Source organism: Kitasatospora setae KM-6054 (genome assembly GCF_000269985.1).
GTDB classification, from domain to species: domain Bacteria; phylum Actinomycetota; class Actinomycetes; order Streptomycetales; family Streptomycetaceae; genus Kitasatospora; species Kitasatospora setae.
Map to the genome: position 1 here is coordinate 4338020 of NC_016109.1, position 23568 is coordinate 4361587.

The window sequence follows — 23568 nt, forward strand, 5'->3', positions numbered from 1 at the left end:
GCGGGCTCCGTGCTGTGCGGGCGGCTACTTCGCGGGCTCGGGGCCGGGATCCGCGTCGGCGGTCGGCTCCTTGTCCAGCCAGTCCGCCGTCGGCGCGTAGGCCGCGTACGTCTCCGCCTCGCGCAGGCCGCGCGCGGAGCCGAGCACGAACCTGTCCGGGGCACCGTCCAGCACGCCGCCGGACGGGTCGTCGCTGCCGTCCCAGCGGACCGGGTCGTACTCGGGGCGGAGGACGTCGCGGACCACCATGTAGCAGAGGTACAGGGTGCCGACCAGGTGCAGGGCGATCGCGAAGTGGTACCACTCCTGGTCGATGCCGTGGTGCTTGCCGTCGCCGTTGTAGGCCAGGTACGACCAGACACCGAGGAAGTACAGCACCTCGCAGGCCTGCCAGATCAGGAAGTCGCGCCAGCGCGGCCGGGCCAGCGCCGCCAGCGGGATCAGCCAGAGCACGTACTGCGGCGAGTAGACCTTGTTGGTCAGCACGAAGGCCGCCACCACCAGGAAGGCCAGCTGGGCGAAGCGCGGGCGGCGCGGGGCGCTGAGCGCCAGCCAGCCGATCGCCAGGCAGCTGAGGACCAGCAGGCCCGCGATCCAGGTGTTCAGGGTCTCCAGGTTCTTGTTCCGGACGGCCTGCATGAGGATCAGCCAGAACGAGCCGTAGTCCTCCTTGCGGGTCTGGCTGAAGCTGTAGAAGGTCAGCCAGCCCTTCCAGTTGGCCATCATGATCGGCAGGTTGACCACCAGCCAGGCGCCGACCGCGCCGCCGAAGACCTGGCCGAGCTCCTTCCACTTGCCGGAGCGCAGGCAGAGCACCAGCAGCGGACCGAGCAGCAGCGCCGGGTAGAGCTTCGCCGCGGTCGCCAGACCGATGAACACACCGGCCCAGACCGGCTTGGAGCCCGACCAGTAGGCCATCGCGACGGCGGCCAGCGCGACCGCCAGCAGGTCCCAGTTGATGGTGGCGTTCAACGCCAGCGCCGGGGCCAGCGCGAACAGCAGCGCGTCCCACGGACGGCGGCGCTGGGCGCGGGAGGTGGCGACCACCGCGACCACCGCGCAGATCATCAGCATCCCGGCGTTGACCATCCAGAACCACTGCTCGCGGCTCATCAGGTCGCCGCTCTTGGTGGTCAGCCACGCCGCGACCTGCATGAACAGGCCGGTCAGCACCGGGTACTCCAGGTACTGCATGTCCGGCGAACCCTGCGGGATCGGGTCCAGGTACGGGTGCAGCCCGGTGGCGAAGCCGCGGCCCGAGAACAGGTGCGGGATGTCGCTGTAACAGGCCTTCGTGTACTGGGTGGTGGCGCCGTGGAACCAGCCGTCGTTGTAGCACGGCGCCTTCTGGATCAGCCCCAGCAGGTAGACCGCGATCACCGCCAGCGCGAGGAACTTGGCCGGCGTCCACCAGGACACCCCCAGCAGCGCCCGGCGGCCGGGCGGCCCGCCGAACAGCTCACTGCCGGCCTCCGCGACCGGATCCTCGTCCGCGGGCACCACCACGGTGTTGGGCAGCGGACCGCCGGCCGGCGCGGGGCCGGGCGGCGCGGTCTCGTCACGAAGGCTGGAGGTCATGGCGCACATACTGCCGCACCCATCCGCGCAATCGAAGAGGGGCACGGGATCGCGCCCCCGATCCGCGCCCCCGACCCCGGTGACATACCGGACGCCCGCAGACACAAACCCCCGCCCGCCGCCGCGAACCGGCCGCTACCGGCCGTTCCCGGGCACCGGCGCGGGGCCCGACGCGGGGCCCGGAGGACGCCCGCCGCACGCCGGAGGGGGCACCTGATCGCGCGGGCGATCGGGTGCCCCCTCCGGGGACGTCGGCCGGAATCCGGCCGCTCCGTCAGTTGGTGCGGCCGGTGGTCGTCCCGGTTCCGGTGGGGGTGCCGGTGGGGGTGCCGGTGTTGGTGCCGCCGTTGGTGGTTCCGGTGGTGGTGCCGGTGCCGCCGGTGGTTCCCGTGCCGCCGGTGGTGCCCGGGTTGCAGATCACCGGCAGGCAGGTCGACGGCGACGCGGTCGGGGAGCCCGAGGGCTTCCCGGTCGGCTTGCCGGTCGACGACGCGCTCTCGGTCGGCGACGGCTGCTCGACCGGGACGCTCGGCTGCTCGGTCGGGACGGCGGGCGCGGACTCGGTGGCCGAGGCCGACGGCGAGGCACTGACCGGGGCGCCGGAGGAGTCGACCTCCTGGCCCCAGGGGGTCGGCGGGGTGAAGTTCTTCGGGTTGCCCGGGCCGATGATCTTCATGTAGCGGGTGAAGATGTCGGTCGGGTAGTCACCACCGTGGACCTCGTTCTTGCCACCGGTGCCCTTGAGGTCGAGCAGCTTGGCCTTGCCCGGCTCCTCGCGCCACATGCTGACCGAGGTGACCAGGCTGGGCGTGTAGCCGACCCACCAGGCCGACATGCTGTCGTCGGTGGTACCGGTCTTGCCGGCCACCGGGAAGCCCAGCGCGGCGGTCTTGTTGCCGGTGCCGTTCTTCGCCACGTTCTGCAGCACGTCGGTGATGTTGTCGGCGACGGCCGGGTCCAGCGCCGTCTTCGGCGTCGGCCTGGCGAAGTTCGGCAGGTCCTTGCCGTGGAACTGCACGGCGGTCACCGAGTACGGGTCGGTCTGCTGGCCGTGCGCCGCGAACACCGAGTACACCGAGGCCATCCGGATCGCGCTCGGCGTCGAGGTGCCCAGCGGCAGGGTCAGCGTGCTGGCCCCGGCCAGGGTGTCGTCGTGCAGGCCCAGGGTCTGCGCCATCGCCCGGACCTTGTCGCCGCCGACGTCCTGGCCGAGCTGCACGAACGGCACGTTGTACGACCACTGCATGGCCGTCCGCAGCGTCACGTACCCCTTCTTGCCGGGGTCGCTGTTGCGCTGGTGGTACGGCTGACCGTTCTCCATCGCCTTGCTGCCGTCGGCCCGGTAGATCTGCGCCATGTCGTCGGCCAGGTAGCGCGAGTCCGGGTTGATCTGGGCCGGCTTGCCGTCCTCGCCGTTCTTGGTGAGGACGCCGTCCTGCATCGCGGCGGCCAGCACGATCGGCTTGAAGGTCGAGCCGACCGGGACGCCCTTGGCGTCGGCGTTGTTGGTGTAGTGGTTGTTCTCGAAGCCCGGGCCGCCGTAGATCGCCACGATCGCGCCGTCGCCCGGCAGCACCGAGGCGGCGCCGACCTGGACGAACTTGTCCGCCTCCCGGCTGTCCGGCTTCAGGGTGGCCGCCTGGAAGTCGTCCACGGCCTTCTTCAGGGCGTCCACCTTGTCCTTCTGGAAGGTGGTGTGGATCTGGTAGCCGCCGCGGTCCAGCGCCGCCGCCGTGATCGTCGAGTCCTTGGAGGTCACGTACTGCTTGGCGGTCTCGATCAGGTACGAGACCTCGCCGGTGGTCTTGGTGACCTTCTGGGTCTCGATCGGCTCGGGGAAGTCCTTGCACTTGGCCCGGTCCTCGGCGGACAGCACCTTGGTGGTGACCATCCGGTCCAGGATCCAGCTCCAGCGGCTGACCATCCGCTCGTGGTTGGCCGGGCTCAGGCTCGGGTCGAACAGGCCCGCGCCCTTCAGCAGGCCGGCCAGCATGGCGCCCTGGCAGACGTCGATCTTGCTGGCGTCCACGCCGTAGTACGCCTGCGCGGCGGCCTGGATGCCGGTCGCGCCGCGGCCGAACCAGCTGGTGTTCAGGTAGCCCTCGAGGATCTGCTCCTTGGTCTTCTCGTCGTTGACCTTGAGGGTGATGAAGAATTCCTTGGCCTTCCGCGAGAGCGTCTGGTCCTGCGAGAGGTAGACGTTCTTCACGTACTGCTGGGTGATGGTCGAACCGCCCTGGGTCTCGCCGCCGGTCGCCATCTTGTAGACGGCGCGGGCGATGCCCTTCGGGTCGATGCCGGAGTCGGTGCGGAAGGTGTCGTTCTCCGCCGCGATGACCGCGTCCTGCGCCTGGCGGCTGATCTTCGAGAGGTCGACCAGCTGCTGGTTCTCGGTGCCGGTGCGGGCCATCTCGCTGCCGTCGGCCCAGTAGTAGACGTTGCTCTGGATCTGCAGCGGGACCTTCTCGTCCGGCACCTTGACCATCGCGTACGCGGTGTAGACCGCGGCCACGCAGCTGCCGAAGAAGATCAGGAACACGCTCAGCACCTGCCGCCAGGACGGCATCCAGCGCCGGAAGCCCTGCTTGCCGAACCGCGGGTAGTCGATGATCCGCTTCTTGCCCGGCTTGCCGCCGCGCCCGGCGGCGCGGCCGTTCGGCGGGCCGCCCGCGTCACCGCCGCCGGAACCGCCGGAGCCGCCCTTGCGGGACTGCTTGCGCATCTCCGCCCGGGTCATCCGGGGCTGCTGCGCGGTCCCGCGCTCGGCCCGCCGGCCGGCGCCGGGGCCGGGGCCCTGGCCCGGCACCTGGCCGGGTCGGCCGACCCGGTTCAGGCCGGGGGTGCCGCCGGCCGGGGTGTCACGGCCGTACTCGGGTGCGCCCTGGACCGGGCTGCCGTAGGCGTACGGCTGTCCGGGGTCGGGCTGCCTCGGCGGCTGCTGCTCGCCCCCGGGGTTCGCCGACCTGCGCCGGTGTTCGCTCATCTCTCCGCGGCTCCTCGGTCAGGGTGCACAGGCGAAAGAGTACGGCTCCCCGAAAGCCACCTATTCGGGCATTGGAAGCCAACCGGGACGAACCGACCGCGATTCATTACACGCCCGTTGCCCAGATGCCTTGTGATCGCGGTTACGCGTGCCCCCCTTGCTCCTTCCGTGACCCAGGGTTACTGTTGCCGATATATCGAGCCGATACATCGACGCGACACATCGGCTCGGCATACTTCGGCATGCACTGCCGAACCCCGGGCCCGCACCCGACGAGCAGGAACCCCCCACGGAAGGAGGAAGGCGGGATGAGCCGACGCTCAGGCGTCCTCGAATTCGCCGTCCTCGGCCTGCTCCACGACGCGCCCATGCACGGGTACGAGCTGCGCAAGCGGCTGAACGTGCTGCTGGGCTCGTTCCGGGCCTTCTCGTACGGAACGCTCTACCCCTGCCTGAAGAGCCTGGTCGCCCAGGGCTTCCTGGTGGAGGACAACCCGGACGTCGAGTACGTCCCGGCCACCGCCCTGAACGGCAAGCGGTCGAAGATCACCTACCGGCTCTCCCCGGAGGGCAAGCAGCGCTTCGAGGAGCTGCTCGCCGACTCCGGCCCGGAGGCCTGGGAGGACGAGCACTTCGGCGTCCGCTTCGCGTTCTTCGGCCAGACCGACCGGGCGGTCCGGATGCGCGTGCTGGAAGGCCGCCGCAGCCGGCTGGAGGAGCGGCTGGAGCGGATGCGCAGCTCCATCGCCCGCACCCGTGAGCGCTTCGACGACTACACCCTCGAACTCCAGCGCCACGGCCTGGAGTCGGTGGAGCGCGAGGTCCGCTGGCTCAACGAGCTGATCGAGACCGAGCGGGCCACCAGAACCGGACGCGGCCCCGCGTCCCCCCAGTCTTCGGACGGCCGTGGTCCGGCCGACGGGTCCTCCGACCCGCCCGGGCCACCGTACGACCGCCCGGGGCGCTCCTCCTAGCGGAGCGCTGCAGCACCGCGCCGGCCCCGCCGCCCGCGGCGCGGCCCGGGCGCCCCGCGCGCCCGATTCGGACAGATCAGAACAGTTGTGGAACGAGGTCCCCGCCACAGCACGGCGGACCTCATGAGATTCAGGGAGCAACCGGAATGGGTTCGGTTCGCGTAGCCATCGTCGGCGTGGGCAACTGCGCCGCCTCGCTGGTGCAGGGTGTCGAGTACTACAAGGACGCCGACCCGGCCGGTAAGGTCCCGGGCCTGATGCACGTCCAGTTCGGCGACTACCACGTCAAGGACGTCGAGTTCGTCGCCGCGTTCGACGTGGACGCCAAGAAGGTCGGCTTCGACCTGGCCGACGCCATCGGCAACAGCGAGAACAACACCATCAAGATCTGCGACGTGCCGCCGACCGGCGTCACCGTGCAGCGCGGCCACACCCTCGACGGCCTGGGCAAGTACTACCGCGAGACCATCGAGGAGTCCGACGAGGCTCCGGCCGACGTCGTGCAGGTCCTCAAGGACCGCCAGGTCGACGTCCTGGTCTGCTACCTGCCGGTCGGCTCCGAGGCCGCCGCGAAGTTCTACGCCCAGTGCGCCATCGACGCCAAGGTCGCCTTCGTGAACGCCCTCCCGGTGTTCATCGCCGGCACCAAGGAGTGGGCCGACAAGTTCACCGAGGCCGGTGTCCCGATCGTCGGCGACGACATCAAGTCGCAGGTCGGCGCCACCATCACGCACCGCGTGATGGCGAAGCTCTTCGAGGACCGCGGTGTCATCCTCGAGCGCACCATGCAGCTGAACGTCGGCGGCAACATGGACTTCAAGAACATGCTCGAGCGCGAGCGCCTGGAGTCCAAGAAGATCTCCAAGACCCAGGCCGTCACCTCGCAGATCCGCGACCGCGAGCTGGGCGCCAAGAACGTCCACATCGGCCCGTCCGACTACGTCGCGTGGCTCGACGACCGCAAGTGGGCGTACGTCCGCCTCGAGGGCCGCGCGTTCGGCGACGTCCCGCTGAACCTCGAGTACAAGCTCGAGGTCTGGGACTCCCCGAACTCGGCCGGTGTCATCATCGACGCCGTGCGCGCCGCGAAGATCGCCAAGGACCGCGGCATCGGCGGCCCGATCCTCTCCGCGTCCTCGTACTTCATGAAGTCCCCGCCGGTGCAGTACTTCGACGACGAGGCCAAGGAGAACGTCGAGAAGTTCATCCGCGGCGAGGTCGAGCGCTGAGCGCCCGGTCCTTGATCCCCGAGCACTGACTCGTCGGCCGGAGGGCCGTCCCGCCTCGCGCGGGGCGGCCCTCCGGCGCGTTCAGGACCAGGCGGCGTCCCAGGTGGCCGGGCCGACCACGCCGTCCACCGCGAGCCCGTGCCGCTGCTGGAAGGCCCGGCAGACCCGGGCGGAGTCGGGCCCGTACCAGCCGTCGGCGCTGATCGACCAGCCCCGGGCGGCCAGCCGCCGCTGCCACATCAGCACGTCGTCCCCGTGCAGCATCGGCGTCTGCGTCCGCAGGTACCGCCCGGGCCAGCGCGGCGGACCGGACGCCGGCGCGGTGGCCTGCCCCGCCGTCCGCGCGGCGGGCACGCCGCCGAGCGCCGGGTCGGCCGAGACGGTGCCCTCCGGGAAGGCCGGCACCCCGTACCCGTACGGCGAGCCGGGGCCGCGGCGCGGGCGGGACTTGAGGTAGACGCCGTCGCCCTCGGCGGAGCCGCTGTCGTTGGTGTTGTGGGTGGGGATGAAGTCGTCGGTGACGAACAGGCGGGAGGGTGCCGACACCGCGATGCACTGGACCTCTTCGTCGCGCACGTACTCGACGGAGACGACCCGGCGGGCCCACGCGGCGTTCCGCGGGACGAAACGCTCTGCCTTGCGTGGTGTCCTGAACGGGTTGAAGTGCGGCATGTTGACGTTCTGCACGCGGTACGCGTCCCTGGCAGGGGTGCGGTTCGGCTGTCGGGGCGAGGTGTAGTGCACATCGCGCCTGACGTTCACCGCGGCCCGGCCGCCGAGTGAGCGAACGAGCTCCTGAACGTCCCCGGCCAGGCGCTCGGAGGCCGAGGTGAACTCGATCCGCCCCCGGGCGTCAATCGACCCGTCGGTGTCCATCAGTCCTCGCAGGAGCGCCAGCCGGTCCTTGATACCGGCTCTGCGGTAGCAGGCGGGCAGGAACTTGTGCGGGGCCGTGACGCCCATCAGGCCGAACGCGCGCAGTTCCTCGATCAGCTGGTTCCTGCCCCGGCCGCCGGGTCCGATGATGCGCCAGTTCCCCTCCACAGCGTGCTCATCGGCGATGTGCGGAACCAATCGGTGACCGTCCGGCAGGCAGGAGCGCAGCTCGGCGAGGACGTCCGGGTCGGTGTTGGTGAAATGCAGTCCGCCGCCGCTGGCGCCGCCGTCCCCGATGAGCAGCCCGAGCAGGTACGGGTCGATCGGGAGCGGCTCGCCCGTCTGCCGGTACTCGACGGGTTCGATGAGGGGCACGCGCACCCGGGAACCGGGGCGGGAGACCAGGGCGGCGAGTTCCAGGGTCGTGACCACCCTCGGGCGGGCCCGGCCGTCGATCGCGACCTGCCAGAGGTGCTCCTCGCACGCCTCGGCGGCGGAGCCGTCCCGGAGGGTGATCCGGTGCACCGGTCGGATGCCCTTGGGGTGGACGCCGGTGATCTCGGAGGGCCGGCCCTCCGGATCCACGACGGGATCTCCGACCCGCAGGTCACCCATCCTCCGGTAGCCGGTGGGGGTGAGCACCCCGGCGTGCAGCGGGAGGGCGTTGCCCTCCACCGTCCGGATGGTGTCGGCGTCGTAGGCGACGACCACGCCGGTGTGGCTGCCGCCGTCGGGGCCGAGGTAGAAGGGACCGCCGAGGACGGGGTAGTCGGTCCAGCGGCCGCGGTCGCGCCACCAGGTGACGGCGGCGAGGCAGGAGGCGGTCATCGGCCAGAGGGCGTCCATGCCGGCCCGGTGGGCGGCCCAGGCTTCGAAGGTGGCGCACCAGGGCTGGCCGTCGGACCATTCCAGGCCGGGGGTCTCGGTGCTGTAGCGCTGGCGGTTGTTCCAGGTTCCGTCGGGGTCGCGGCCTTCGTGCCGGCCGACCTGGCCGAGCAGAAGGGCGGTGAACTCGTCCCGCATGGGGCCTCCCGTTGTCCGAACTGGTTCTTCCCTCCCTGCGGGGTCAACGAGCCGGGAAGCGCCGGGTCATCGGTGGTGCGGGAGCGCGCGGGGGGCGTCCGTTCGCCGGAAGTCGACCGATGTTTCACGTGAAACGGGCTCGGACGCGTGGCACCCTTGGCGGGTGATCACCGAACGCCCTCCACGCGAGGCCTCCCTGTTCGGGCTGCTGCTCGGGCTGCTGCGCGGCCCGGGGTTCCGGCGGCTGCTGACGGTCCGGCTGCTCTCGCAGTTCTCGGACGGGGTGTTCCAGGCCTCGTTGGCGGCCTTCGCGCTGTTCTCGCCGGACAAGCAGTCCTCGCCCGGCGAGATCGCCGCCGCGCTGGCGGTGGTGACGCTGCCGTTCTCGGTGGTCGGCCCGTTCACCGGCGTGATGCTGGACCGCTGGCGGCGCCGGCAGGTGCTGCTGACGGGCAATCTGGTCCGCGGCGGGCTCTGCCTGCTGACCGCCCTGCTGCTGCTCGGCGGGGTGCCGAGGTGGGGGTTCTACGCGGCGGCGCTGCTGGTGATCGGGATCAACCGGTTCATCCTGTCCGGCCTGTCGGCCTCGCTGCCCCGGGTGGTGGAGCCGTCCGCGCTGGTCACCGCGAACGCGGTCTCGCCGACCCTGGGCACGGTCGCGGCGACGGCCGGCGGCTTCCTCGGCCTGGGGCTGGGCCTGGTGGCCTCCGGTGCGGCCGGGGGCGCGCTGACGGTGGGGCTCTCCGCGCTGCTGTACCTGGTCGCCGCGCTGGCCGTGCGGCCGATCGGGCCGGACGAGCTGGGCCCCGACCTGCCGCTCGAACTCCCGCCGCTGCGGCAGGCGCTGGCCACCGCCTGGCACGACCTGCGGGCCGGCCTGGGCCACCTGCTGCGGGAGTGCCGCCCGGCGGTGCGGGCGCTGGCCGCGGTCAGCCTGGCCCGGTTCTGCTACGGCGTGCTGACCGTGGTGGTGCTGATGCTGTGCCGCTACACCTTCAACCGGGCCGAGGACGTCGACGGCGGCCTGGCCACCCTGGGGCTGGCAGTCGGGATGTCCGCGGTGGGCTTCTTCCTGGCCGCCGCGGTCAGCCCGTGGGCCACCCGCCGGCTCGGCCTGCACGGCTGGATGACGCTCTGCCTGGCCGCGGCCGCCGTGTTCGTCCCGGCGCTCGGCCTGTTCTTCCGGACGGCCCCGACCATGGCGGCGGCGCTGCTGCTGGGCGTGGTCACCCAGGGCACCAAGATCTGCGCCGACACCCTGGTGCAGGAGTCGGTCGAGGACGAGTACCGCGGCCGGGTGTTCGCGATCTACGACGTCCTGATGAACGTCTCGTACGTCGCCGCGGCCGCCGCCACCGCGCTGGTGCTGCCGCTGGACGGCCGCTCGGCGCCGGTGGTGCTGGCGCTGGCCGCGCTGTACGCGCTCGGTGCGCTGCTCTACTTCCGGGCCTCGCGCCGCAGTTGATCCCGGGCGGCCGCTAGGGTACGTGGGCGCACGGCACCGCGAAAGCCGCACATGGGGGAAGACCAGATGAGCACACCGCCGCCGCCCGGGTCCTACGGGCAGCCCAATCCGTACGGCCCGCCGGGCCAGCAGCAGCCACCGCCGTACGGCGGCCCGTCCGGCTACGCCCAGCCCGCGCCCGCGTACGGGCAGCCCTCCGGCTACGGCACGCCCCCGCCCGCGTACGGCCAGCAGCCGCCCGCCTCCGGCTACGCGCAGCCCGCGCCCGCGCCCGGGTACGAGCAGCAGCCCGGCTGGGGCCAGCAGCCCCCCGGGTACGGCCAGCAGCCGCCGGCGTACGGCCAGCAGCCCGCTCCGTACGGCCAACCGCCCACCGGGGACGGGCAGTTGCCGGCCTGGGGGCAGGCGCCGCCGCAGGCGCCCGCGAAGCGGGTCAGCACCGGCGCCCGGGTGCGCGGCGCGGCGCTCGGCGTGGGCATCCTCGTGGTGGTGTTCGGTGGCCTGTGGGGGCTGGGCGCGCTGTTCGGCGCCGGGGACAAGGGCCCGTCGGTCGGCGACTGCCTGAACGGCGGGCACAAGAAGGTGTCCTGCAGCGCCTCGGACGCCAGCTGGAAGGTGGTCGGCCGGAAGACCAGCCTGATCACCTCGTACCACTGCGGCGAGGAGTTCCCGGGCAGCACGCCCTACGACGGCCAGTACCGGGTGAAGAAGCACACCACCAAGTACCGGCTGTGCCTGAACCCGCTGAAGGGCGCGCCGGCCCCGGCCGTCGGCAAGCACTGAGGGCCGGGGCGGGTCGGGCGGGGCCTCAGTCCCGCGCCGGCTGCTCCGCCCACCAGGCGCGGAGCGCGGCCTCCGCCTCGGCCGGCTCCATCGGGCCGTGCTCCAGGCGCAGTTCGAGCAGGTGCTTGTAGGCCCGGCCGACCTCGGGGCCGGGCCGCAGGCCGAGCAGCTCCATGATCCGGTTGCCGTCCAGCGCGGGGCGGATCGCGTCCAGCTCCTCCTGCGCCTGGAGGGCGGTGATCCGCTCCTCCAGCGAGTCGTAGGTGCGGGCCAGCGCGGCGGCCTTGCGCTTGTTGCGGGTGGTGCAGTCGGAGCGGGTCAGCTTGTGCAGCCGGCTCAGCAGCGGCCCGGCGTCGGCGACGTAGCGGCGGACCGCCGAGTCGGTCCACTCGCCGCCGCCGTAGCCGTGGAAGCGCAGGTGCAGCTCGACCAGCCGGGAGACCTCGTTGACCAGCTCGTTGGAGTACTTGAGCTCGCGCATCCGCTTGCGGGTCATCTTGGCGCCGACCACCTCGTGGTGGTGGAAGGAGACCCGGCCGTCCGACTCGAAGCGGCGGGTGCGCGGCTTGCCGATGTCGTGCAGCAGCGCGGCCAGCCGCAGCACCAGGTCGGGGCCGTCGGTCTCCAGCGCGATCGCCTGCTCCAGCACCGTCAGCGAGTGCTCGTAGACGTCCTTGTGCCGGTGGTGCTCGTCGCTCTCCAGCCGCAGCGCGGGCAGTTCGGGCAGCACGTGGTCGGCCAGGCCGGTGTCGACCAGCAGCCGCAGGCCCTTGACCGGGTGCTCGGCGAGCAGCAGCTTGTTCAGCTCGGCCTGGACCCGCTCGGCCGAGACGATGCCGATCCGGTCGGCCATCGCGGTCATCGCGGCGACCACCTCGGGCGCCGGGTCGAAGTCCAGCTGGGCGGCGAACCGGGCGGCCCGCATCATCCGCAGCGGGTCGTCGGAGAACGACTCCTCGGGGGTCGCGGGCGTGCGCAGCACCCGGGCCTCCAGGTCGTCCAGGCCGCGGTGCGGGTCGACGAAGCCGCGGCCGGGCAGGTCGACGGCCATCGCGTTGACGGTGAAGTCGCGGCGGACCAGGTCCTGCTCGATCGAGTCGCCGTAGCTCACCTCGGGCTTGCGCGAGCTGCGGTCGTACGCCTCGCTGCGGTACGTGGTGATCTCGATCAGGAACGAGCCCTCGGGAGTGTCCTTGCGGGCGCCGACGGTGCCGAACGCGATGCCCACGTCCCAGACCGCGTCCGCCCAGCCCTTGACCAGCTTGAGGATCTGCTGCGGGCGGGCGTCGGTGGTGAAGTCGAGGTCGTTGCCGAGCCGGCCGAGCAGGGCGTCCCGGACCGAGCCGCCGACCAGCGACAGCCGGTGGCCGGCCTCCTGGAAGCGGCGGGCGATCTCGTCGGCGACCGGGGAGACCCGCAGCAGCTCCTGCAGGCCGAGGGTCTGCGCCTCGGTCAGCCCCGGCAGGGCCACCCGGTCGACGGAGCTGGAATGATTGGCGCTGGACGCATTGGCAGTGGACACGACTCACAAGGGTACGTGCCCCGCCTGCCCCGCCGCCCGCCCGTTTCGCCCGCCCGCCCGTTCCGCCCCCGCTCCCTCCGGCAGCACCCGGCCCGCGACACTGCGGACCGGGCGGCGTCGTTACCATGCCGGGTGGACGCTCCTGTGTCGGAGGGCCGCCGGTCGGACCGGCCGCGGCGGTGCGTGGAGTGATCGAGACCAGCGGAACGGCGAGGGCGCGCGTGGACGAGCGGACCGGGCGGAGCGCGGCAGTGGCGGCGCGCGGCGGGCGGCGGACGGGCCGACCGGCCAGGATCGCGGCCGCCCTGCTGGCGGGCGGACTGCTCGGGGCCGTGTGCGCCGCCCCCTCGGCCGCCTCCCCCGCACTGGCGCCGGCCGCCGCGACCGAGTACCCGGCGGTGGTCGAGATCGCCACCGTGGCGCCGAGGACCGCGCACGACAACGACACCGTCACGATCACCGGCAAGATCACCAACTCCGGTACCACGAAGCTCAAGTCGCCGACCGTGAAGGTCCGGCTGCCGCAGCCGCAGGCCCGGCCGATGCGGACCCGCAGCGAGCTCGCCATGACCGCCTCCCGGACCACCCCGAGCACCCTGGACGGCACCGCGCTGGCCAGCCCCGCGCAGGACGTCGGCGACCTGGAGCCCGGCCAGAGCCACGAGTTCGCCCTCGCCCCGCTGCCGGTCTCCGCGCTGAAGGCGAAGGACACCGGCACCTACGAACTCGCGGTGGACGTCTGGGGCAGCACCGGCGGCGAACAGCCCCACCCGCTGGGCATCGGCCGGACGTACCTGCCCTACCAGGGCAAGGAGACCGCCCAGCCCTCCCAGCTCGCCGTGGTCTGGCCGCTCACCCACACGCCGGTGCTGGTCGCCCAGACCATGGCCGACACCGACCAGACGCCGGTGCTGCGCGACGACACCCTGGCCGCCGAGCTGACCGGCGACGGGCGGCTCAACCAGCTGGTCGAGATCGGCTCCAAGATGCACGGGCTGACCTGGGCGGTCGACCCGAACCTGCTGGACACCGTGTTCGCGATGACCAAGTCGTACCGGGTGCAGAAGCCCGGCACCTCCGGTGACTCGGCGAGCGAGGAGAACACCGTCCCCGGCACCGGCCGGGACGCGGCGACGGCCTGGCTGGCCAAGCTGCGCACCGTGCTGGCCTCCTCCGACGGCCAGGTGCTGTCGCTGCCGTACGCCGACCCGGACCTCGCCTCGATCGCGCACAACGGCGCGGGGCTCGGCGGGATGGACACCGCGCTGCGCAAGGCGGTGACGGCCGGTCAGATCACCACCGAGGCCCGGCTCTCGGTCGACGCCTCCTCCGACGTGGCCTGGCCCTACCTGGGCCTGCTGGACCAGCGCACCGCCGCCGTGGCGGGCGCGGCGGGCGGCCGGATCCTGCTGGTCGACGGCTCGGTGCTGCCGGAGTCCGACAAGCTGTCGCACACGCCGAGCGCGGCCCGGCCGATCGGCAACGGGCAGACCGCGGTGGTCTCCGACTTCGAGCTGGCCTCGCTGTTCCAGCGCGACCTGTCCTCGGAGAGCGAGCGCACGCTGGCGGTGCAGCGCTTCCTGGGCGAGACCCTGACCATCGCCCACCAGGAGCCGGAGCACCCGGGCGGCCTGCTGGTGCTGCCGCCCCGCTCGCTCAGCGTGGGCACCGCGCTGGCGCTGCGCGACTCGGTGCGGGAGGCGGCGGCCGGCGGCTGGCTGGCGCCCGCGACGCTGCAGAAGGTCGTCGAGATGAAGGCGGACCCGGCCGCGAACACCGCCGTCCCGGAGTCGTACCCGAAGGAGGCGACCGGCAACGAGCTGTCCGCCGACGAGCTGGCGGCCACCATGCAGCTGCAGGACGGCGTGGACCAGCTGATGATGATCCTCACCGAGCCGGAGCGGGTCCGCGGCCCGTTCAGCGCGGCGATGGTCCGCTCGATGTCCACCGAGTGGCGCGACCAGCCGAAGGCCGGCACCGAGTACCGGCGCGGGGTACGCAGCTACCTGGACAACCTGAAGTCCGCCGTCCGGGTGCCGAAGAAGACCGTGGTGACGCTGCCGGGCGACAACGCGACGCTGCTGGTCAGCGTCCGCAACGGGCTGACCCAGGCGGTCGGCAACCTGGAGCTGCGGATGAGCTCCGCCCAGCCGAACCGGCTGCGGATCGACTACCCGGCCCAGCCGGTGGTGCTGGACGCGGCCACCAGCCGCACCTTCCACTTCCCCGCCGAGGCACAGGTCAACGGCCCGGTCCAGGTCACCGCGCAGCTGTGGACCACCGGCCCGAACGCCCGCCCCTACGGCGAGGCGGTCGTGTTCACCGTCGACGTCACCTCGGTGGCCAGCGGCGTGACGTACGTGATCGTCGGCGGCACCGTGCTGATGCTCCTCGCCGGGGTGCGGTTCTCGCTGCAGCGCAAGAAGCGCCGGGCGGCCGGCGAGGTCGACGAGGACCCGGAGCGGCTGGCCGGGGACGGGGCGCCCGCCGACGCGGACCCGGCCGCCGCCGCGGATGACACCGATCGGGTCGCCGGTGATGAGAAGGTGGATCACTAGGCCCCACCCCCCGGGCGCCCACCCCCCTCTCTGACGTGGATTGGTGGCATGAACGAGCGGAGCGAGCGAGCAACCCAGGACCAGGGCGGCGGCCGGTCCCGAGACCGGGCGGGCGGACCCCGCCCCGCCGCCCCCGCGGAGCCGGCCGCCGACTGGTACGTCGCCGACACCTACGCCAACGACCCGTACGCGCCCGAGGCGTTCGGCAGCGCCGACCCGTACGGCCCGATCGACCTGCCGGGCGCCGGACCAGGCGAGACCGACACCCCGGAGGGCTCGGCCGCGGTGCCCGGCCAGCCGGACGGCCCCGCCACCGAGCCCACCCTGCGGCTGACCGCCCCGGCCCCGCGCTGGGCGTCGATCGCCGCCGAGGTCGCGGCCGGCGCCCCCGCGCTGGACGCCGCGGCCCCCGCCGGGGAGGCCCCGGAGCGGGACGGCCCGGCCCCCCGCTGGGAGGTCGGGCCCGCCGAGGACCCCGCCGGGTACGTCGGGGTGGACTCGCTGCTCTCCGAGGAGCCCGACGCCGGCCCCGGGAGCGAGGACGAGAGCCGGAGCGAGGACGAGGGCGCCGAGGACGGGCCGGCGGCCGCGCGCCCGTACGTGCCGCCGATCGAGTTCGACCCGCCGCTGTCCGAGGAGGAGGCGGTGCTGCGGGCCGACGCCGCCGTGCTGGAGGCCGACGCGGCGGCCGCCGAGCCCGTCCCGGCCGAGCCGCCCGCCCTCTCCCCCGCCCCGGCCGCCACCGACGGCGACCACGGCGGCGGCGCGGGCCGGGTCGCCGGGCTGCTGAGCTCCAGCGCCGTGATGGCGGCCGGCACCCTGGTCTCCCGCGGCACCGGCTTCCTGCGCACCATGGTGATCGCCGCCGCGATCGGCGTCGCCTCGATGGGCGACTCGTACAACGCCGCCAACACGCTGCCCACCCTGCTGTACATCCTGATCGGCGGCGGCGCGCTGAACGCGGTGTTCGTGCCGCAGCTGGTGCGCAGCATGAAGAACGACGAGGACGGCGGCACCGCGTACGCCAACCGGCTGCTCACCCTGGTGGTGACCGGCCTGGCGGGCGTGGTGTTCGTGGCGGTGCTGGCCGCGCCGGTGCTGGTGCAGCTGATCTCGCACGCGCTGATGCGCGACCAGGCCAGCGCCGACACCACGGTGGCGCTGGCCCGCTACTGCCTGCCGACCATCTTCTTCATGGGCGTGCACGTGGTGATGGGCCAGATCCTCAACGCCCGCGGCCGGTTCGGCGCGATGATGTGGACGCCGGTCCTGAACAACGTCGTGGTGATCTTCACCTTCGTGATGTACATCGCGGTGTACGGCACCTTCCAGCACACCGAGGTCACCCCGCAGTCGATCTCCCCCGAGGGCGTCCGGCTGCTCGGCATCGGCACCATGCTCGGCCTGGCCGTGCAGGCGCTGTCGATGATCCCGTACCTGCGGGCGGCGGGCTTCTCGTTCGGGCCCCGGTTCGACTGGCGCGGCCACGGCCTGGGCAAGGCCGCCCGGCTCGCCAAGTGGACCTTCCTGTTCGTGCTGGCCAACCAGGCCGGCTTCCTGGTCGTCACCCAGCTGGCCACCGCCGCCGGCCAGGACGCCGAGGCGGACGGCCACCTCGGCGTCGGCCTGGCCGCGTACTCCAACGCGCTGCTGATCTGGCAGCTGCCGATGGCCGTCGTCACCGTCTCGGTGATGAGCGCGGTGCTCCCCCGGCTCTCCCGGGCCGCCGCCGACCAGGACGCCGGCGCCGTCCGCGACGACCTCTCGTACGGCCTGCGCACCTCGGCGGTGGCGATCGTCCCCGCCGCGTTCCTGTTCCTGTCGCTCGGCCCGGTGATCGGCTCCTCGATCTACGGCCTGGGCAACGGCGGCGCGGTCGCGCACGGCACCACCGCGGTCGGCTACATGCTCTCCGCGTTCGCCCTCGGCCTGATCCCGTACTCGGTGCAGTACGTGCTGCTGCGCGGCTTCTACGCGTACGAGGACACCCGCACGCCGTTCTCCAACACCGTCTGGGTGGCGCTCACCCAGGCCCTCACCGCCGTGCTGTGCTGGCTGCTGCTGCCCGCGCAGTGGGCGGTCACCGGCATGGCGCTGGGCTACGGCCTGTCCTACGCGGTCGGCGTGTTCGTCGCGGTGCCCAAGCTCAAGGCCAAGGTCGGCGACCTGGACACCGCCCGGATCACCAAGACGTACGTCCGGCTGGCGATCGCCTCGCTGCCCGCCGCGGTGGTCGGCCTGGTGCTGGAGCTGCTCGCCCTCCAGGTGCTGGACGGGTGGATCGGCAACGTCCTGACCCTGCTGGTCGCGGCCGGCGCCCAGCTCGCGGTCTTCCTGGTGCTCGCCCGGAAGATGCGCATCGAGGAGCTGAGCGCCCTCACCGGAATGGTCCGCAGGCGGCTCGGCCGCTGAACCGCCCGCGGGCGCCCGGTTGACGAGCCGTCAACCCGGACGAGAACGAACCGTCGGAACCTCAGTACGCTTTCCCTGGGCCGGAGTCGGGGCACACCCCCGGTTCCGGCCCATTCGTCTGCTGTTCCACCGGAAGTGGGCAATCGGGCAACCTCCCGCCACCCCCAGAGGTCGTACCTGACGTCCGGTAGTGGGCACAATTGACCCTGCACGGCCGACCCCTCCGGCAACGAGGCGTCGACCGTCCAGGGATGGACCGGGGCGACACAAGGGGAGGCAGGACCACGGTGGCTGACGGCACCAAGGCGATCGTCGACACGTCCGAGGCGGACGGGGCGGCGACCGAGGCCGCACCGACGGACGCGGAACGCGGGGCCGACTCCGAACGGCCCGCCACGGGCACCCCGGCCGGCACGGGCGCCCCGGGCGGCGCGGTGCGGGCCGCCGCCGCCAACGGCCCGGCCAAGGCCGCCGGGAGGAACGGGGCGAAGGCCGCCGGGAAGAACAGCGCCCGGAGCAACGGCAAGGACACCGCCAAGGCGGACCCGAAGACCACCCCGCTGCGCGCCGCGAACACGAAGACCACGGGCGCGAAGACCACGGGCGCGAAAGCGGCTGCCGCGAGGACGGCGGCCGCCGCGGCCGCCACCACGGCCGCAACGGCCGCCACCGGAGCCGTCGAAGCCCCCTCCGACGCCCCCGCGGCCGCCACCGGGACGCCCGGAGCCGCTGGGGCCGCTGGGGGCGCCAAGGGCGCCGAGAGCCCTGCGGCCGCAGCTCCGGCTCCGGCAGCCGAACCCCCGGCGGCCCCCGTCCCCGCCGAGGCCACCGCCCCGCTCTCGGCCAAGGAGATCGACGCCGAGCTCACCGCCCAGGGCACCCGCCCCGAGCGCCCCTCCCGCACCCGCGGGGTGCGCCGCCCGCTGCCCCCGGTCGAGCCGTCCGAGCCCGCCCCGCCCACCAGCACCGAGACCCTGGACGCCGACACCGCCACCCTGCCCGCCGTGCTGCCCGCCCCGCAGCGGCGCAGCGGCGACAAGATCGGCGCCCGCTACCGGCTGGAGGAGTGCATCTCCGAGTCGGAGACCTTCACCAGTTGGCGCGCCGTCGACGAGAAGCTCCGCCGCGCCGTCGGCGTCCACCTGCTCTCGGCCGGCCACCGCCGCGCCAAGTCGGTGCTCACCGCCGCCCGCAGCGCCGCCCTGCTCGGCGACCCGCGCTTCGTCCAGGTGCTGGACGCCGTGCAGGAGGGCGAGCTGGTCTACGTCATCCGCGAGTGGCTGCCCGGTGCCCGCGACCTCGGCGAGCTGCTGGCCGACGGCCCGATGGAGCCGTACGACGCCTACCAGATGGTCCGGCAGGTCACCGACGCGATCGCCGCCGCCCACGAGCGCGGCCAGGCGCACCTGCGGCTCACCCCCACCTGCGTGCTGCGCACCGACGGCGGCCAGTACCGGATCAACGGCATCGCGGTGGACGCGGCGCTGCGCGGCCTGCCCGCCGAGGACGCCGAACTGACCGACGTCCGGGCGATCGGCGCCCTGCTGTACGCGGCGCTCACCCACCGCTGGCCCTACCCCGAGGACCGCTACGACCTCCAGGGCCTGCCCAAGGGCCTCGGCTGCGTCCCCCCGGACCAGGTCCGGGCCGGCGTCCACAAGGGCCTCGCCGAGCTGGCCGCGCGCATCCTGTGCGAGCAGCCCCCGCACCACAAGGAGCCGATCACCAGCCCGGCCGAACTGGCTGCGGAGATCAGCCGGATGCCGAAGATCCGGCAGCCCGAGCAGCCCGCCCCGCCCGCGCTGCGCGCGCTGCCCGCCGCCCCCCGGCCGCACTACGCCGGCAACGCGCCGACCCAGGTGCTCCCGCGCACCGAGCCCCGGCCGGCCGCCCCCGCGCCGGCCCCCGCCGCCCGCCCCCGGCGCGGGCTGCGCCGACTGCTCAAGTGGACCGCCTCGCTGCTCGCGCTCTCCGCGGTGGCGATCGGCTCCTGGCAGCTGGCCCAGTACGTGAACGACCAGGAGGACACCACCGGCGTCCACGCCGCACCCGCCCCCACTCCGTCCGGCTCGGCACCGGCCGCGACCGGCGAGAAGCTGGCCATCACCTCGGTCGCCCCGTTCAACGCCTTCGGCGAGACCAAGGACGAGCACGTCTCCGAACTCCCGAACGCCACCGACGGCAACCCGGCCACCGCCTGGACCACCCAGCGCTACAACGACCAGTTCGGCGGCGCCTACCGGCCCGGCACCGGCCTGCTGATCGACCTCGGCTCGGCCCGCCGGGTCGGCTCGGTGGACCTCCAGTTCCTCGGCGACACCAAGGCCGAACTGAAGGCCGCACCGGCCGGCGCCACCGCCCAGCCGACCGCCGACGACGCCGGCTTCCGCAGCTTCGGCGTCTCGGTCGCCACCGGCTCCGGCACCAAGGTCACCCTCAAGCCCGACAGCCCGGTCACCACCCGGTACCTGCTGATCTGGCTGACCAACGTCCCGGCCAACGACGACGGCACCGGCGGCTTCCGCGGCAAGGTCGCCGAGGTCCAGGTCAACGGCTAGCTCCAAGCGGCGGCAGCCGGTACCACCGACACTCTTGATCCGCTCCGGCGCATCCCCAACGATGTGAACCGCGACCGCCGGAGCGGACGGCCGAATCGCAAGGAGGGGGCGGATGGCCGAGGAGCCCAGCGACGCCGAACTGCTCGCCCGGCACACGGCGGGCGACCCGGACGCCTTCGGGCTGCTGGTGCACCGCCACCGGGACCGCCTGTGGGCGGTCGCGGTGCGCACCCTCGGCGACCGCGAGGAGGCCGCCGACGCCCTCCAGGACGCCATGGTCTCCGCGTTCCGGGCCGCCGCCGGGTTCCAGGGCCGCTCGGCGGTCACCACCTGGCTGCACCGGATCGTGGTCAACGCCTGCCTGGACCGCGCCCGGCGCGGCGCGGTCCGCCGGGCCGAGTCGCTGGACCAGCGCCCGGACGGCACCGCGGAGCGCGCGCTCGGCGCCGCCGAGGACGCGGAGAACCACGCGGTGCGCGCCGAGACCCGCCGCGAGGTGGCCGACGCGCTGGCCGAGCTGCCCGCCGACCAGCGGGCCGCCCTGGTGCTGGTCGACATGCAGGGCTACCCGGTGGCCGAGGCCGCCGAGGTGCTCGGCGTCCCGGTCGGCACCGTGAAGAGCCGCTGCGCCCGAGGCCGGGCCCGCCTGCTCCCGCTGCTGCGCCACCTCGGCCCCGCCGGGGTTCCACGTGAAACCCCGCCCGACGCCCGGAGCGCCGGTGTTCCACGTGGAACACCCTCGACCGGTCACGGCCACCCCGCCGGTGTTCCACGTGGAACATCCCCCGGCGCCGGCCCCGCGGCCGTTCCACGTGGAACACCACCGGCCACCCCCGCACCCGCCCCGCCCGCCCCCCGGGTCGGGAACCCGAACCGCCCCTCCCCCGTCCCACCCACGGATCCCTCGCCCGCCCTGGAAGGAGATGCGACCCCGCGATGACGCCGCACCCGCCTTCCGACCGCCCCGACCCGGACGAGCCCGACCCGAGCCGCCCCGGGCCGGACCGCCTTGACCCGAACCACCTCGACCCGGACCGCCTCGACCCGGACCACCCCGCCTCGGACCACCCCGGGCTGGACGACCTCGCCGACCTCGCCGAGGAGCTGCTGCCGCCCGAGCGGGCCGCGGCCGTGCACGCGCACCTGGCAGGCTGCCCGGCCTGCGCGGAGGACCACGCCGCCCTGCGCGGCCTGCCCGCGCTGCTCGCCGACGCACCCGCACCCGCGCTGCCGAGCGACGTCGCGGACCGGCTGGCGGCCGCCCTGGCCGCCGAGTCCGCCGCCCGCACCGAGGCCCGGCCGACGCCCCCGGCCGACGCCCCCGCCCCCTCTCCCGCCACCCCCGGCCGCACCACCTCGCCCGGCCGCACCGCACCGCCCGGCGCCCCGAGCGCCGCCACCGGCCCCGGCCGCCCGCCCCGGCGGCGCCGGGCCCGGCTGCTGCTCGCCGCCGCGGCCGTCGCGGCGGTGGCGCTCGCCGCCGGTCTGACGGGCTCGCTGCTCTCCCCCGACGCCACCCCGACCGGCGCCGCCGCCGGGGCGCCGGTGGGCGTCCAGGACCAGGCCGCCAAGAGCTCCGGCAGCGACGCCTCCGCGCCCCAGCAGGTCGCCCCGGACGACCGGGGCGACGGTCCGGGCCCGGACTTCACCCCCGAGCTGCTGCCCGCCCAGGTCCGGCAGCTGCTGGCGGGAAAGGCACCGCACCAGCTCGGCCAGGCCAGCCCCGCCGACCCGACGGCCCCGGCCTGCGCGCTGGCGGCCGTCGGGCACCCCGGCGAGTCCCCGGCCGCCGCCGGCCCCGGCCGCTACCGGGGCCGGCCGGTGCTGGCCCTGGTGTTCCGCCCGGCGGGCGGCGGCGGACCGCTGGACGTCTACCTGGCCACCCCGGACTGCCCCGGCTCGACGATCCTGCTGCACAGCACCGTCCCGTCCCCCTGATTCCTCACCCGACCTGACGCAGCGCGCCCGAAGTGCGGGCGAGGGGTGCGACCCGGCCTGGGAATGCGGAAGACTGGTCAGTCGTTGTCCGGGGCGGCGGAGCAGACCGCCCTCCCCCCCGCACCAGCGGGATGCCAGGCGAACCAGGAGAAGCAGTGAGCGACGTCCGAAACGTGATCATCATCGGTTCCGGCCCGTCCGGGTACACCGCTGCGCTGTACACCGCGCGCGCTTCGCTGAAGCCGCTGGTCTTCGAGGGTGCGGTCACCGCCGGCGGCGCCCTGATGAACACCACCGAGGTGGAGAACTTCCCCGGCTACCGCGACGGCATCATGGGCCCCGAGCTGATGGACAACATGCGCGCCCAGGCCGAGCGCTTCGGCGCCGAGCTGGTGCCGGACGACGTCATCGCCGTCGACCTCACCGGTGACATCAAGACCGTCACCGACTCCGAGGGCACCGTGCACCGCGCCCGCGCCGTGATCGTCGCCACCGGCTCGCAGCACCGCAAGCTCGACCTCCCGAACGAGGACAAGCTCTCCGGCCGCGGCGTCTCCTGGTGCGCGACCTGCGACGGCTTCTTCTTCCGCGACCAGGACATCGCGGTGGTCGGCGGCGGCGACACCGCCCTGGAGGAGGCCACCTTCCTGTCCCGCTTCGCGAAGAGCGTCACGGTCATCCACCGCCGCAACTCGCTGCGCGCCTCCAAGGCGATGCAGGAGCGCGCCTTCGCCGACCCGAAGATCACCTTCGCCTGGGACAGCGCGGTCGAGGAGATCCACGGCGACCCGAAGCTCTCCGGTCTGACCCTGCGCGACACCAACACCGGCGACCTGCGCGAGCTGCCCGTCACCGGCCTGTTCATCGCGATCGGCCACGACCCGCGCACCGACCTGTTCAAGGGCCAGCTCGACCTGGACGCCGAGGGCTACCTCAAGGTCGAGGCCCCCTCCACCCGCACCAACGTCCCCGGCGTCTTCGCCGCCGGCGACGTGGTCGACCACACCTACCGCCAGGCCATCACCGCCGCCGGCACCGGCTGCTCCGCCGCGCTGGACGCCGAGCGCTACCTGGCCGCGCTGTCCGACGCCGACGAGGCCCCGGCCGCCGCGCTCGCGGTCTGACCCGACCACCACGACGGCGCGGCCCGACCGCACCATCCGCCGCGGGGACCCACACACCCCGCGGCACCCGCACCACCACCGGCAGCACCGCCCGGCGGCCGCGGCGGGCCTGACGCAGCGACAGGCCCGTCCCGGCGGAAGAAACAGATCCGCCCCCGCCGTTGTTATTCATGACGCACCTCTTCTCCGACCCCAAGGAGTCCCCGTGGCCGGCGCCACCAAGGAAGTAACCGACGCGACCTTCGACGCCGAGGTCCTCAAGAGCGACAAGCCCGTGCTCGTCGACTTCTGGGCCACCTGGTGCGGCCCGTGCCGCCAGGTCGCCCCGGTCCTGGAGGACATCGCGGCCGAGCACGGTGACAAGCTCACCGTCGTCAAGCTCGACGTGGACGCGAACCAGGAGACCGCCGCGGCGTACAACGTGATCTCCATCCCGACGCTCAACGTCTACAAGGGCGGCGAGCTGGTGAAGACCATCACCGGCGCCCGCCCGAAGGCCGCGCTGCTGCGCGAGCTCGCCGAGTACCTCTAGGTCTCGACGCCGA

Annotated in this window: 15 protein-coding genes; 11 read left to right on the forward strand and 4 right to left on the reverse strand. The window is 73.5% G+C overall.

Going from position 1 to position 23568, the window contains the following annotated elements; genetic code table 11:
• Positions 1-24: 24 nt before the first annotated feature.
• Both KSE_RS19225 and KSE_RS19230 read right to left on the reverse strand, forming a co-directional pair.
• On the reverse strand, positions 25-1587 hold the full coding sequence (locus KSE_RS19225) for a glycosyltransferase family 87 protein (protein WP_106437686.1): 1563 nt from the start codon (positions 1585-1587) through the stop codon (positions 25-27).
• A 265-nt stretch (positions 1588-1852) separates the two neighbouring features.
• Positions 1853-4561 carry a transglycosylase domain-containing protein gene (locus KSE_RS19230; protein ID WP_014136997.1) on the reverse strand — a complete coding sequence of 903 codons (2709 nt, stop codon included), beginning with the start codon at positions 4559-4561 and terminating at the stop codon, positions 1853-1855.
• A gap of 308 nt (positions 4562-4869) precedes the next feature.
• Between KSE_RS19230 and KSE_RS19235 the strand changes: the two genes are divergently transcribed.
• A complete protein-coding gene (locus KSE_RS19235; RefSeq protein ID WP_014136998.1) occupies positions 4870-5535 on the forward strand; it encodes a PadR family transcriptional regulator in 666 nt (221 codons plus the stop codon).
• A 146-nt stretch (positions 5536-5681) separates the two neighbouring features.
• Positions 5682-6764 carry an inositol-3-phosphate synthase gene (locus KSE_RS19240; protein WP_014136999.1) on the forward strand — a complete coding sequence of 361 codons (1083 nt, stop codon included), beginning with the start codon at positions 5682-5684 and terminating at the stop codon, positions 6762-6764.
• Positions 6765-6845: 81 nt separating this feature from the next.
• On the opposite strand, the gene KSE_RS38605 is transcribed toward KSE_RS19240, so the two are convergent.
• The gene (locus KSE_RS38605; protein WP_014137000.1) at positions 6846-8663 is read right to left on the reverse strand and encodes a peptidoglycan-binding protein; all 1818 of its coding nucleotides are present in this window, start codon (positions 8661-8663) and stop codon (positions 6846-6848) included.
• Positions 8664-8826: 163 nt separating this feature from the next.
• Between KSE_RS38605 and KSE_RS19250 the strand changes: the two genes are divergently transcribed.
• Positions 8827-10128, forward strand: coding sequence for an MFS transporter (locus tag KSE_RS19250; protein ID WP_014137001.1), 1302 nt, complete (start codon positions 8827-8829; stop codon positions 10126-10128).
• Between the two features lie 66 nt (positions 10129-10194).
• Positions 10195-10911, forward strand: a complete 717-nt coding sequence (locus tag KSE_RS44810) for an LppU/SCO3897 family protein (RefSeq protein WP_051055279.1) — start codon at positions 10195-10197, stop codon at positions 10909-10911.
• A gap of 25 nt (positions 10912-10936) precedes the next feature.
• Here the strand turns inward: KSE_RS44810 and KSE_RS19260 are convergent, their stop codons facing one another.
• Positions 10937-12382 carry a CCA tRNA nucleotidyltransferase gene (locus tag KSE_RS19260; protein ID WP_014137003.1) on the reverse strand — a complete coding sequence of 482 codons (1446 nt, stop codon included), beginning with the start codon at positions 12380-12382 and terminating at the stop codon, positions 10937-10939.
• A 272-nt stretch (positions 12383-12654) separates the two neighbouring features.
• On the opposite strand from KSE_RS19260, the gene KSE_RS19265 reads away from it, so the two are divergent.
• The 7 genes from KSE_RS19265 to trxA all read left to right on the forward strand — a co-directional run bounded on the left by KSE_RS19265 (position 12655) and on the right by trxA (position 23555).
• The gene (locus tag KSE_RS19265; RefSeq protein ID WP_014137004.1) at positions 12655-14991 is read left to right on the forward strand and encodes a DUF6049 family protein; all 2337 of its coding nucleotides are present in this window, start codon (positions 12655-12657) and stop codon (positions 14989-14991) included.
• A 48-nt stretch (positions 14992-15039) separates the two neighbouring features.
• Positions 15040-17403 carry a murein biosynthesis integral membrane protein MurJ gene (gene murJ, locus KSE_RS19270; protein ID WP_014137005.1) on the forward strand — a complete coding sequence of 788 codons (2364 nt, stop codon included), beginning with the start codon at positions 15040-15042 and terminating at the stop codon, positions 17401-17403.
• 287 nt (positions 17404-17690) lie between these two features.
• Positions 17691-19961: a protein kinase family protein gene (locus KSE_RS19275; protein ID WP_014137006.1), complete on the forward strand. Its 2271-nt coding sequence runs from the start codon at positions 17691-17693 to the stop codon at positions 19959-19961.
• A gap of 112 nt (positions 19962-20073) precedes the next feature.
• Positions 20074-20901 (forward strand): RNA polymerase sigma factor SigM, encoded by an 828-nt coding sequence (gene sigM, locus KSE_RS19280; RefSeq protein WP_014137007.1) that lies wholly within the window; start codon positions 20074-20076, stop codon positions 20899-20901.
• Positions 20898-21899, forward strand: a complete 1002-nt coding sequence (locus KSE_RS38615; protein WP_014137008.1) for an anti-sigma factor family protein — start codon at positions 20898-20900, stop codon at positions 21897-21899. Before sigM ends, KSE_RS38615 begins: the two co-directional genes overlap by 4 nt.
• Positions 21900-22054: 155 nt before the next feature.
• Complete coding sequence (gene trxB, locus KSE_RS19290; protein WP_014137009.1) at positions 22055-23023, forward strand: thioredoxin-disulfide reductase; 969 nt, start codon at positions 22055-22057, stop codon at positions 23021-23023.
• Between the two features lie 205 nt (positions 23024-23228).
• Complete coding sequence (trxA, locus tag KSE_RS19295; protein WP_014137010.1) at positions 23229-23555, forward strand: thioredoxin; 327 nt, start codon at positions 23229-23231, stop codon at positions 23553-23555.
• Positions 23556-23568 lie beyond the last annotated feature (13 nt).